Origin of the sequence: Halorussus sp. AFM4, from assembly GCF_051194995.1 — an archaeon.
Taxonomy (GTDB): domain Archaea; phylum Halobacteriota; class Halobacteria; order Halobacteriales; family Haladaptataceae; genus Halorussus.
This window is the reverse complement of sequence record NZ_JBNTJT010000003.1, coordinates 747,900-758,035: the sequence shown is the minus strand read 5'-3', so window position 1 is coordinate 758,035 and position 10,136 is coordinate 747,900. Positions and strand designations below refer to the sequence as shown.

Sequence of the window (10,136 nt, the reverse complement as noted above, 5' to 3'; positions counted from 1 at the left end):
CCCGGAACCGGCGGCGATTGCCGGAGACGGTTCAGAAGACCGACCGCCGGCCGAAATTTTAGCGGCGGGACACCCGTTTCCGAGGGAAAAGTAAATCCTCGACACCGCCGACGTTACCGTGGGGTTGAGAATGGGGGAAACTGACACGATACACGACGAGGTACCGGACGTCGACGAACGAGACAGGCGCAACTTCCTCAAGGTGCTGGGCGTGGCGGGGAGCGTCGGCGCGGCCAGCGAGTTCTCGCTGAGCGACCTCCGCGGCGCTGTCGGCGCGGAGTCGGCCGAGCAGATGGCGACGTACGGCGAGCAGATCCGCGCCGACCTCGCCGGCGGCCTCGACGCCGGCCGGCTGGCGACCGCACAGGAAGGTATCGCCGCGAGCATCGCCGAACTGCCCGCGCTCCGGGAGGCCGGCTTTCCGGACGAACCGGGCGCGACCGACTACCAGGAGGTCGCGGCGCCGGCGTGGGAGGCCTACGACCACCTCGCCGAGGTCGGCTTCTTCGCGTCGGCCGAGCGCCACCTGCCTGAGTTCACGCCCGAGCACGTCCGGGCCACCGCGACCGAGCTCGTCCGGGCCGAGCCGCTGACCGCGGCGCTGGCCGAGGCCGGGCTCGACGAGCGCGAGCGGACCGCGGTGGTGGTCGACGCGGTCAACAACAACGACCGGCTCTCCCACTGGGTGTCGACCGCGGCGCTGCCGGCCGACCCCGAGGCGTTCGACCCGGCGAACGTCGCGCCGCTCCACCAGCGGGCGCTGGGCGGGGCGCTGCTGTGGATCGACGAGCTCGACCAGCAGCTCTGGCAGCGCGAGGTGCTGCTGACCGAGGAGCTGCTGGCGGACGGGATCTGGGACGTCAAGCAGATGCTGGGCGGCGTCCACCTGTTCGTCTCGGCGGCCCGGGACGTCGCGGGTCCCGAGGAGCTGTCCGACAGCCAGCTCGCGGCCGGGCTGGCCGGGGGCTCGGCGGTCGCGATCCGCGGCCAGGAGAAGGTCGAGGAGGACCTGTTCAGGATAACCGACGCCGAGCGCGCGCCCCTCGGAGGTGGTTCGCGATGAGCACCGACAAGCCCCACGCACGGATTGTCGACGGCGAGGAGGGCAAGCGCATCCGGTACAACGCCGACGGACCGCGGACCGAGCAGTACGACCTCCAGCAGATCCCCCGGCTGAACGTCACTCAGGAGATGCTCCTGAACTCGGGCGACGACCCCGAGACGTGGCTGATGTACGGCGGCGGCTACCGCCAGCAGCGGTTCACGACCGCCGACGCGATAACGCCCGAGAACGTCGGCCGCCTCTCGCTGGAGTACCTCATCGAGGTCCCGAAGGAGCAACGGGGGAAACTCGAGGGGACGCCGATCGTCGTCCCGTCGGACCCGCCGATCATGTACCAGACGAACGCGCCCGACGTGCTTCGGGCCATCAACGCCCGATCGGGCGAGATACTCTGGACGTACCAGTTCGCACCCGAAGAGCAGGAGAAACCGCCGCTGCTGTGCTGCGGGTCGAACAACCGGGGCGTGGCCATACTCGGCGACACCCTCTACATGACGACGCTCACCGCCGACCTCGTTGCCGTCGACCGCTACACCGGCGAGCAGCAGTGGGTCTACAACTCCGCGCCCACCGGGCAGGGATACACGGCGACGTGGGCGCCGGTCGTCTACAAGGGCAGCGTCCTCAACGGAAGCGCCGGCGGCGAGTACGGCGTGCAGGGGTTCATCGAGTCCGTCAACGCCGAAACGGGCGAGCGGGAGTGGCGCAAGTCGATGCTCCCGCCCGAGCAGTGGATCGGCGACGCGTGGAAGAACGGGGCGGCGACAAACTGGATGACGGTCACGGTCGACCCCGACACTGACACGCTGTACGCCAACGTGGGCAACCCAGGCCCCGACGTGAACGGTATCGTCCGGCCGGGACCGAACCCGTACTCCGACGCGGTCGTTGCGCTCGACGCGAACTCCGGCGACGTCAACTGGTACTTCCAGGAGGTCCAACACGACTGGTGGGACTGGGACGCCTCCGCGCCGCCGGTCGTGTTCGAGACCGAGGTGGACGGCGAGGAGCGGAAGGTCGTCAGTCACCCCGGAAAGACCGGGTGGAACTACCTCCTCGACGCCCAGAACGGGAAGCTCTACGAGCGCAGCAGGGAGTTCTGCGAGCACCTCAACATGTGGTATCTGCCGCAGGACAACCTCGAGGACACGCCGTGGATCATGCCGTCGGCCGACGGCGGGTCCGAGTGGAACCCCACCTCATACAGCCGCGAGACCGGGAACATCCACGTCAAGGCGATGAACTACCCGAGCAAGTTCCAGTGGGACCCGGTCGACGGGTGGGAGTACCCCTCGACGTACCTCGGGGGTAACTTCACCGTCTACCCGGCGATGGAGGACCCCGGTCCGCCGCCCGAACAGTGGAGCCAGAACCTCGCCATCTTCTCGGCGGTCAACCCCGAGACCGGCGAAGTGGTCTGGCAGGAGGAGTGGGAGCACTTCTCCCTCGGCGGGTCGATGAGCACGGCGACCGGCCTCACCTTCGTCGGCAACGGCGCGGGCGAGTTCATCGCGTACGACTCTGCGTCCGGCGAACGGCTCTGGCAGTACCAGTTCGACGCCTCGGTCAACGCCTCGCCGATGAGTTGGTACGACCCCGCGGTCGGCAAGCAGTACGTCGCCGTGCAGGCGGGAGGCGGCGGCCTCCGGTCGCACAAGGACGGCAACGAGATCGGCGTGTTCTCGCTCGAAGCGTAGCGCCGTCGACCGGCGCGCCGCCTCTCTGTTTCGCACGCGAGCGACTCTGCTGACCGAACCGGGGCTAAGCGGCGCGCAGAACTGTTCGCTGAGACCGGCTCAGATTCCGTAATCGGCCCCTCTTGAGCGATCTGCGGGCGTTTCGGCCGCCTCGAAAGAGGGAGGCTTAAGTAGCTCGGACGGATAGCACACGCCATATGGCGAACGGCAAGTACGCAGCGCGGAAGCTGAGAAAGGACCGCCAGAACCACCGGTGGTCCGACTCCGACTACGCCCGACGAGAGCGCGGTCTCGGGGAGAAGTCCGACCCCCTCGAGGGCGCCCCGCAGGGCCGCGGCATCGTCCTCGAGAAGGTCGGCATCGAGGCCAAGCAGCCCAACTCCGCGATCCGGAAGTGCGTCCGGGTCCAGCTCATCAAGAACGGCAAGCAGGTCACCGCCTTCTGCCCCGGCGACGGCGCCATCTCGTTCATCGACGAGCACGACGAGGTGACCATCGCGGGCATCGGCGGCGCGAAGGGCCGCGCGATGGGCGACCTCTCTGGCGTCAACTACAAGGTCGAGAAGGTCAACGGCGTGAGCCTCGAGGAACTTGTTCGCGGCAACGCGGAGAAACCGGTGCGATAACCATGGCGGCAGAAGACCAGCCCGAGCCCGACAAGCCCGCGGGCACCGACGAGGAGGGCACCGCCGCCGCGCAGCTGTTCGGCGAGTGGGACGTCACCAACATCGAGTACAACGACCCCTCGACCGAGCGCTACATCACGGTCACGCCGGTCGCCCACACGATGGGCCGCCACGCCTCCAAGCAGTTCCAGAAGAGCGAGGTCTCGATCGTCGAGCGGCTCATCAACCGGCTGATGCAGACCGAGGAGAACACCGGCAAGAAGCAGAAGGCGATGCAGATCACCCGCGACGCCTTCCGGACCATCAACGACCGGACCGACGAGAACCCGGTCCAGGTGCTCGTGACCGCGGTCGAGAACGCCGCGCCCCGTGAGGAGACCGTCCGCCTGAAGTACGGCGGCATCTCGGTCCCGAAGGCGGTCGACGTCGCGCCCCAGCGCCGGGTCGACCAGGCGCTGAAGTTCATCGCCGAGGGCGTCCACAGCGACTCGTTCAAGTCGCCGACCGACGCCTCGGAGGCGCTGGCCGACCAGCTCGTCGGCGCGGCCAACTACGACGTCCAGACGTACGCCATCAACCAGAAGGAAGAGAAAGAGCGCGTCGCGGCCGCGGCCCGCTGAGCGGTTCTCTCCTCTCTTTCGTTCTCGAACCTCGTCAGTCGCGACACCCGAAGAGCCCGCCGGCCGCACACCGATATTTTTAGGTGGGCCTAAAATAACGCCCAGGTATGGACACCGACCCCCTCCGGCGGACGCGGCGGGGATTCCTCTCGCTCGCCGGCGCCGTCGGTCTCGCCGGGTGCGGGCGACTCGCCGAACGCGACCGACCGGAGTACGACCTCGACCACGACGTCGCGTCGTGGGCCGGCTACGACCCCGACTGGGAGGCGCCGACCGGCCCGTCGCTCGCGACGTCGGTCGCCCCCGAGGTGCTGGTCGAGAACCTCGAGATCCCGTGGGACCTCGCGTTCGCGCCGACCGGCGAACTGTTCGTGACCGAGCGGACCGGTCGCGTCCGGCGGTTCGACGGCGACGGCCTCGAGACGGTCGCGGCGCCCGACGCTGTCATCGACGCCGGGGCGATGCCGCCCGGCCCGGACGAGAAGCCGTTCTGGGAGACGTGGTTCGTCGAGGGCGGCGAGGGCGGGATGCTCGGCGTCGCGGTCCACCCGAAGTACCCCGAGGCGCCCTACGTCTTCGCCTACTTCACCGCCGAGACGGACGACGGCAAGGAGAACCGGGTCGTCCGGTACGACGTCGACGCCGCGGACCCGGCGCAGACCGCGACGACCGTGGTGGACGGCGTCCCGGCGGGCGGGGTCCACAACGGCGGGCGCATCGCGTTCGGTCCCGACGACTACCTCTGGATCACGACCGGCGACGCCGGACGGGGTCCGCTGGCGCGGGACACCTCGTCGCCGGCGGGTAGCGTGCTCCGGGTCGACGCGGCGGGCGACCCCGCGCCCGACAACCCCGACCTGCCGGGCGACGACCCCGACCCGCGGATATTCACCTACGGCCACCGCAACCCCCAGTGCATCACCTGGCTCCCCGACGCGACCCCGGTCGTCACCGAACACGGTCCGGACGGCCGCGACGAGGTGAACCGCCTGATCGCCGGCGCCGACTACGGGTGGCCCGACGTGCGCACGCCGGACGAGTACCGGGACGCGGGCGGCGACGTCCGCCGCCCGCTGCTCAGCACCGACGAGTCGTGGGCGCCCTGCGGCGGCGTCTTCTACACCGGGGACGCGGTACCGGCGTGGACGGACCGGCTCGTCTTCGGGTCGCTCGTCGCCCAGCGGGTCAACGTCGTCACCCTCGCCGAGTCGGCCGACCGCCTGCCGCCGGCCGAAGGCGGGAACGGGCGCCGGTTCGACGCGCCGTGGCTCGACGACGCCTACGTCGCCACCGCACACTGGACGCTGACCGACGTGCTCGGGCGCGTTCGACACGTCGAACAGGGGCCGGACGGCCACCTCTACGCCATCACCTCGAACCGGGACGGCCGCCCGAAGGGCGAGGTGTTCCCCCGTCGGCGCGACGACGTGCTGGTTCGGCTGACGCCGGCCGAGTGAAGTGTGGGATGCGGGGACGAGTGAGGTGTGGGACGCGGAACCCTGTGGGCGGAACCCCCGCGTCCGCGGATCGGAGGCGAGCGCGCCGCCCCGACCGATCTCCGGTTCGCTACTCGTCTCCGGACGCGCCGACCAGCACGAACGTGCTCTCGGTGTCGCCGTTGCAGATCTGGCGGGTCGCGTCGGCCGGGATCCGGAGCGCCTCGCGGGCGGACAGTTCGACGTCCTCGCCCTCGACCGTGACGGTGGCCTCGCCCTCGAGCAGGACGTACACCTCCTCCTGGCCGTCCTCGGCGTGGTCGTGCTCCTTGCCGGTCCAGCCGGGGTCGGCGTCGAGGACGGAGACGCCCAGCTTCTCGCAGTCGAGCGGGTCGCGGAGGAACCGCAGCCCCCCGCCGATCGGGTCGACGTCGCGGGAGTCGACTTTCGTGTAGGACATCGTCGGCGCTACGACGAGCGGACTGTTCAGTGTGGTGATGACGGCACTCGGCTCCGGGAGTGCGGGCGTCCCGTCCGAGTACGGTCTCGTCGCGGAGTGTCTCGGCCGCACTCACGGCGAACTGCTGTTCGCTGAACCGAGTGGACGGGCTCGTCAGCGCCGAACGCTCCCCGCCTTACAAGTGGCTGGCGTGGCCAGCCCCGGGTGCCATGGACGAAGCGCTCGAAGTCGTCGACCTACTGGCGGATTCGGGGCTCGAAGGCGTCGTGACGTGGCTCGTGCGGCTGGTCGGGTTGCTCGCAGTCCTCGCAGGCGTCGGCCTGTGGCTGTTCACCGACGCGGGCCTGCTCGTCGTTCCGGCCCTGCTGATGGTCGGCGGCCTCGTCCTGCTGGTCGTACCGGGTCTACTGCTCGCGCTGGCGGAGGTCGCCTGACGCCAGGTCGGTCCGCCTCCAACCGATAGCACCCGGTGACGCGCGGCGGCCCGGGCGGGACGCCGCCCCGCGGCGCTGCCCTTCGGGCTCTACGTCGTGAGGCGGACCTCCTCGTCCGTGATGTCGGCGACCCGGGAGTCGCTTATCGTGTGGGTGTCCCTCTCCGGGTCGTCCCACTCGAGCTTCGAGCGAATCCGGTCGGTGACGTCGGACTCGGGGTCGACCCTCGCTGTGTCGCCCTCGACGGACGTGATCGTCCCCACGGATTCGCCGTCGAGGGTGACGGTCTTGCCTTCGTCGGCGGAGCTGAACCGTGCCATACATCGACACTGGTGGCGAGACGCGAATAACACCTGTGGCCGGACGTGGACGGGCGGCGTCCGCGGTGGGGACGTGCCCGCAGTAGAGAGAACGCCGAGGGAGCCCCATCCGCCTCCGCGGTGCCGGACCCGGCGCTAGTCGGCCGCCTGCTCGCCGCCGCCGACCGCGTACGCCCGGGTGGCGTCGACCAGCGCCCGGCGGTACTCGCTCTCGTCGGGGTCGGGACCGAGCGACGCGAACCGGTGTTTGAACCCCGCCAGGCTGACCTCGGTCGCGTCGTTGGCGGCCGCGTGGGCGAGGTCGTAGAGCCGGTGGTCCGGCCCGACGAGGTCGTGGCGCTCGACCAGCGCCAGGGCGAACGCGGCGTTGACCGCGGTCATCTCGGGGTCGGCGGTGCCGGTGAGCCGCAGGCCGTCGCGCTTACGGGACGGGCCCTCGCGGGCGGGCGTCGGCCGGTCGGCGACCGCGGCGGCGAGTTCCGACTCGAGGAAGGAGACGAGCTTGTCGGTCGGCCCGACCCGCAGCGTGATGTCGTCGGCGTAGATGTCCTTCATGTGGTTGGCGATCTGGTAGCAGTGGGCCACCCGGTGGCGCTCGACCGACTTGCCCGACAGCGCCAGGAACAGCACCTCCTCGGTCGACTGGGTGTGGGAGGGGTGGTCCTGCTCGTGGCGGGCCATGTGTGCGAACTCGTGGAGCGCGAGCTCGCGGGCCATCGCGCTGGTGGCGGCCTGCCGGGAGATGTTCAGGACGTGGTCGTCAGGGTGGGCGGTCCATGTCCGCTCGTCGGGGTTCTCCCGGACGCGGACGTGGACGGGGGAGTCGAGGTCGTGCTCGGTCTCGAAGAGGTCGCGAGCGCGGAGAAACGGCGCGGCCGGACCGGGACCGTGGACGTGAACCTCCATGCGTAACGGTCCCAAGGGTTCGTCGGACAAGACTCTTGCGACGGATGGGGGCGATTGACCGCGGTCCGGCGGCGCGTACGCCTGTTCAGACCCGGTAAAACCGACCGGTAACGGCGGCCGAACGGGGTCGTCCCGACCCGGCTCTCAGCGCGGCGCTCGGGCGGGTAACGAGGCGGTCCGGTCGGCCGCGAACGACCCCGTCAATGGCTCACACGCTCACTCGCGGCGAAACACTACGCTTTTCAACTTCCTGCAGGTAGAAGACCCATAATGGGAAGACGAAAGAAGATCGTCGAACAGTGCGAGCGACTGATGGACGAGCCGGAGCAGATCCGGAACATCGCCATCGCCGCGCACGTCGACCACGGGAAGACCACGCTGACCGACAACCTCCTCGCCGGTGCGGGCATGATCGCCGACCAGGGTGAGGCGACCCAGCTGATGATGGACACCGAGGAGGACGAGCAGGAGCGGGGGATCACCATCGACGCCGCGAACGTCTCGATGACCCACGAGTACGAGGGCACCGAGCACCTCATCAACCTCATCGACACGCCGGGCCACGTCGACTTCGGCGGCGACGTGACCCGCGCGATGCGGGCCGTCGACGGCGCGCTCGTGGTCGTCGACGCGGTCGAGGGCGCGATGCCCCAGACCGAGACGGTGCTGCGGCAGGCGCTCCGTGAGGGCGTCAAGCCCACGCTGTTCATCAACAAGGTCGACCGCCTCATCTCGGAGCTCCAGGAGGGCCCCGAGGAGATGCAGCGCCGGCTGCTCAACGTCATCGACGACGTCAACGAGCTCATCCGGGGCATGACCGAGGACATGGACGACGTCGAGGACTGGACCGTCTCCGTCGAGGAGGGGACGGTCGGCTTCGGGTCGGCCCTCTACAAGTGGGGCGTCTCGATGCCCTCGATGCAGCGCACCGGGATGGACTTCGGCGACATCATGGAGCTCGAGCGCAACGACAAGCGCCAGGAGCTCCACGAGCAGACCCCGCTGTCGGACGTCGTGCTCGACATGGTCTGTGAGCACTTCCCCGACCCCATCGAGGCCCAGCCCCGTCGTATCCCGCGCATCTGGCGCGGCGACGACGACACCGAGCTCGCCGAGGGCATGCGGCTGGTCGACCCCGACGGCGAGGTCGTCCTGATGGTCACCGACATCGGCATCGACCCCCACGCCGGCGAGATCGCCGCGGGCCGCGTGTTCTCCGGCACGCTCGAGAAGGGCCAGGAGCTGTACGTCTCGGGCACCGCCGGGAAGAACCGGGTCCAGAGCGTCGGCATCTACATGGGCGGCGAGCGCGAGGAGGTCGAGCGCGTCCCCGCGGGTAACATCGCCGCGGTCACCGGCCTCAAGGACGCCATCGCGGGCTCGACGGTGTCCAGCGTCGAGATGACGCCGTTCGAGTCGATCGAGCACATCTCGGAGCCGGTCATCACGAAGTCCGTCGAGGCGAAGAACATGGACGACCTGCCCAAGCTCATCGAGACGCTCCGGCAGGTCTCGAAGGAGGACCCGACCATCCAGGTCGAGATCAACGAGGACACCGGCGAGCACCTCATCTCCGGGCAGGGCGAGCTCCACCTCGAGGTCATCACCCAGCGCATCGAGCGCAACCAGGGCATCCCGGTCAACACCGGCGAACCCATCGTCGTGTTCCGCGAGGCCATCCAGGAGCCGACCGACGTCATCGAGGGCATCTCGCCGAACCGCCACAACCGGTTCTACATCCAGGCCCAGCCGCTGACCGAGGAGCTCGTCGAGAAGATCAAGCTCGGCGACGTCTCGATGGACATGCCCGAGCAGGAGCGCCGCGAGGTGCTCCAGGAGGCGGGCATGGACAAGGACACGTCCCAGAACGTCGAGCACATCCACGGGACGAACATCCTCATCGACGACACGAAGGGTATCCAGCACCTCAACGAGACGATGGAGCTCGTCATCGAGGGCCTCGAGGAGGCGCTCGACGACGGTCCGCTGGCCGGCGAGCCCGTCCAGGGCACCCTGCTCCGGCTCAACGACGCGAAGCTCCACGAGGACACCATCCACCGCGGTCCCGCGCAGGTCATCCCCGCGGTCCGCAACGCGGTCCACAACGCGCTCGTCGAGGGCAAGGTCAAGCTGCTCGAGCCGATGCAGGACGTCCGCATCGACGTGCCCAACGAGCACATGGGCGCCGCCTCCGGCGAGATCCAGGGCCGCCGCGGCCGGGTCGACGACATGTACCAGGAGGGTGACCTCATGGTCGTCGAGGGCATCGCGCCGGTCGACGAGATGATCGGCTTCTCCAGCGACATCCGGAGCGCCACCGAGGGCCGGGCGTCGTGGAACACCGAGAACGCCGGCTTCGAGGTCATGGCCGACAACCTCCAGCGCGAGACCATCATGGAGATCCGCGAGCGCAAGGGCATGAAGCAGGAGCTGCCCGAGGCCGTCGACTACTTCTGACCGGCCCGCGCCCGCAGTCGGTCTTCGCTCTCTTTCTCTCTCGCGTTCTTTCTCTGCCTCCCGCACTACCGTCACGTACCGCGGACGCCCGCCGCTTCAGGCGCTCTCTGTCACTCG

At 69.3% G+C, this 10,136-nt stretch carries 10 protein-coding genes; 7 read left to right on the top strand and 3 right to left on the bottom strand.

All coding sequences use genetic code 11. The annotated features are described in order from the left end of the window. Positions 1–130 precede the first annotated feature (130 nt). From ACQUQF_RS16925 to ACQUQF_RS16905, 5 genes are all read left to right on the top strand, one after another. Positions 131–1,063 carry a hypothetical protein gene (locus ACQUQF_RS16925; protein WP_435180268.1) on the top strand — a complete coding sequence of 311 codons (933 nt, stop codon included), beginning with the start codon at positions 131–133 and terminating at the stop codon, positions 1,061–1,063. Then, positions 1,060–2,760 (top strand): pyrroloquinoline quinone-dependent dehydrogenase, encoded by a 1,701-nt coding sequence (locus ACQUQF_RS16920; protein ID WP_435180267.1) that lies wholly within the window; start codon positions 1,060–1,062, stop codon positions 2,758–2,760. Before ACQUQF_RS16925 ends, ACQUQF_RS16920 begins: the two co-directional genes overlap by 4 nt. A 197-nt stretch (positions 2,761–2,957) precedes the next feature. Then, positions 2,958–3,386 carry a 30S ribosomal protein S12 gene (locus tag ACQUQF_RS16915; protein ID WP_115794757.1) on the top strand — a complete coding sequence of 143 codons (429 nt, stop codon included), beginning with the start codon at positions 2,958–2,960 and terminating at the stop codon, positions 3,384–3,386. Between the two features lie 2 nt (positions 3,387–3,388). Then, entirely contained in the window at positions 3,389–4,006 is a 618-nt protein-coding gene (locus tag ACQUQF_RS16910; protein ID WP_435180266.1) for a 30S ribosomal protein S7, read from the top strand. Between the two features lie 107 nt (positions 4,007–4,113). Next, complete coding sequence (locus ACQUQF_RS16905) at positions 4,114–5,463, top strand: PQQ-dependent sugar dehydrogenase (protein WP_435180265.1); 1,350 nt, start codon at positions 4,114–4,116, stop codon at positions 5,461–5,463. Between the two features lie 109 nt (positions 5,464–5,572). Here the strand turns inward: ACQUQF_RS16905 and ACQUQF_RS16900 are convergent, their stop codons facing one another. After that, positions 5,573–5,902 (bottom strand): cupin domain-containing protein, encoded by a 330-nt coding sequence (locus ACQUQF_RS16900; protein WP_435180264.1) that lies wholly within the window; start codon positions 5,900–5,902, stop codon positions 5,573–5,575. A gap of 209 nt (positions 5,903–6,111) precedes the next feature. On the opposite strand from ACQUQF_RS16900, the gene ACQUQF_RS16895 reads away from it, so the two are divergent. Beyond that, positions 6,112–6,336, top strand: coding sequence for a hypothetical protein (locus ACQUQF_RS16895; protein ID WP_435180263.1), 225 nt, complete (start codon positions 6,112–6,114; stop codon positions 6,334–6,336). A gap of 89 nt (positions 6,337–6,425) precedes the next feature. On the opposite strand, the gene ACQUQF_RS16890 is transcribed toward ACQUQF_RS16895, so the two are convergent. Both ACQUQF_RS16890 and ACQUQF_RS16885 read right to left on the bottom strand, forming a co-directional pair. Beyond that, the gene (locus tag ACQUQF_RS16890) at positions 6,426–6,656 is read right to left on the bottom strand and encodes a PRC-barrel domain containing protein (RefSeq protein ID WP_435180262.1); all 231 of its coding nucleotides are present in this window, start codon (positions 6,654–6,656) and stop codon (positions 6,426–6,428) included. A gap of 135 nt (positions 6,657–6,791) precedes the next feature. Continuing rightward, the gene (locus ACQUQF_RS16885; protein WP_435180261.1) at positions 6,792–7,562 is read right to left on the bottom strand and encodes a DUF5781 family protein; all 771 of its coding nucleotides are present in this window, start codon (positions 7,560–7,562) and stop codon (positions 6,792–6,794) included. Between the two features lie 270 nt (positions 7,563–7,832). Between ACQUQF_RS16885 and ACQUQF_RS16880 the strand changes: the two genes are divergently transcribed. Next, positions 7,833–10,019: an elongation factor EF-2 gene (locus ACQUQF_RS16880; protein ID WP_435180260.1), complete on the top strand. Its 2,187-nt coding sequence runs from the start codon at positions 7,833–7,835 to the stop codon at positions 10,017–10,019. Positions 10,020–10,136 lie beyond the last annotated feature (117 nt).

What these genes read in the sequence shown, in the direction of transcription:
- ACQUQF_RS16925 (WP_435180268.1), top strand. Translation starts at nt 131, where the DNA reads ATGGGGGAAACTGACACGATACACGACGAGGTACCGGACGTCGACGAA.
- ACQUQF_RS16920 (WP_435180267.1), top strand. Translation starts at nt 1,060, where the DNA reads ATGAGCACCGACAAGCCCCACGCACGGATTGTCGACGGCGAGGAGGGC.
- ACQUQF_RS16915 (WP_115794757.1), top strand. Translation starts at nt 2,958, where the DNA reads ATGGCGAACGGCAAGTACGCAGCGCGGAAGCTGAGAAAGGACCGCCAG.
- ACQUQF_RS16910 (WP_435180266.1), top strand. Translation starts at nt 3,389, where the DNA reads ATGGCGGCAGAAGACCAGCCCGAGCCCGACAAGCCCGCGGGCACCGAC.
- ACQUQF_RS16905 (WP_435180265.1), top strand. Translation starts at nt 4,114, where the DNA reads ATGGACACCGACCCCCTCCGGCGGACGCGGCGGGGATTCCTCTCGCTC.
- ACQUQF_RS16900 (WP_435180264.1), bottom strand. Translation starts at nt 5,902, where the DNA reads ATGTCCTACACGAAAGTCGACTCCCGCGACGTCGACCCGATCGGCGGG.
- ACQUQF_RS16895 (WP_435180263.1), top strand. Translation starts at nt 6,112, where the DNA reads ATGGACGAAGCGCTCGAAGTCGTCGACCTACTGGCGGATTCGGGGCTC.
- ACQUQF_RS16890 (WP_435180262.1), bottom strand. Translation starts at nt 6,656, where the DNA reads ATGGCACGGTTCAGCTCCGCCGACGAAGGCAAGACCGTCACCCTCGAC.
- ACQUQF_RS16885 (WP_435180261.1), bottom strand. Translation starts at nt 7,562, where the DNA reads ATGGAGGTTCACGTCCACGGTCCCGGTCCGGCCGCGCCGTTTCTCCGC.
- ACQUQF_RS16880 (WP_435180260.1), top strand. Translation starts at nt 7,833, where the DNA reads ATGGGAAGACGAAAGAAGATCGTCGAACAGTGCGAGCGACTGATGGAC.